Source organism: Virgibacillus sp. M23 (genome assembly GCF_034190895.1).
Lineage (GTDB): Bacteria > Bacillota > Bacilli > Bacillales > Amphibacillaceae > Virgibacillus > Virgibacillus salarius.
In genome coordinates, this window is sequence record NZ_JAWDHA010000144.1 from 1 (window position 1) to 700 (window position 700).

A 700-nucleotide genomic window follows, 5' to 3' on the forward strand; every position below is an offset into this window, starting at 1 on the left:
CTTGAAAACAAAAATTTAGAGCTGGCAGAAGAAGCTAATATTCCGGCTGATCATGTATATGAAGTGAACATGTCGGAAAAAACAAATGCGCTGAATGCCTATGTTACGGGAATAGGGACCAATAAACGGATTGTATTATGGGATACGACGCTGAACAAACTTGACGATTCAGAGATTCTGTTTATAATGGGCCACGAAATGGGCCATTATGTCATGAAGCACGTTTACATCGGCCTGGCTGGCTATTTGCTCGTGTCGCTCGCCGGATTTTATGTCATTGATAAGCTATACAAGCGGACAGTGCGCCTAACCCGCAGCATGTTTCATTTAGAAGGGCGGCATGATCTTGCGGCACTTCCGCTGTTATTGCTTTTGTTTTCTGTTTTGAGCTTTGCGATTTCGCCTTTTTCTAATGCTGTCTCGCGTGATCAGGAGAATAAGGCTGACCAGTATGGGATCGAGTTGACAGAGAACAGAGAAGCCGCTGTTAAAACGTTTCAGGATTTGGCCGTGACGGGGCTGAGCCAGGTTGATCCTCCGGTGCTTGTGAAGATTTTCAGAGGCAGCCACCCTTCGATCATGGAACGGATTCAACATGCGGAGAAAGAAGAGAACACGCCGGAACATCCTGCCACAGACCAGGATAATGGCAAATAAAAAGAAGCAGGTCTGGAGGACCCTGCTTCGTTTTGATATTATT

General features: G+C 46.0%; 1 protein-coding gene. It reads left to right on the top strand.

Features of this window, described 5'->3' with window-relative positions; translation table 11 throughout:
* Positions 1-657 (top strand): M48 family metalloprotease (locus RVS70_RS21675; protein ID WP_321134788.1); only part of this gene is annotated, 657 nt, incomplete at its 5' end.
* Between the last annotated feature and the right edge of the window lie 43 nt (positions 658-700).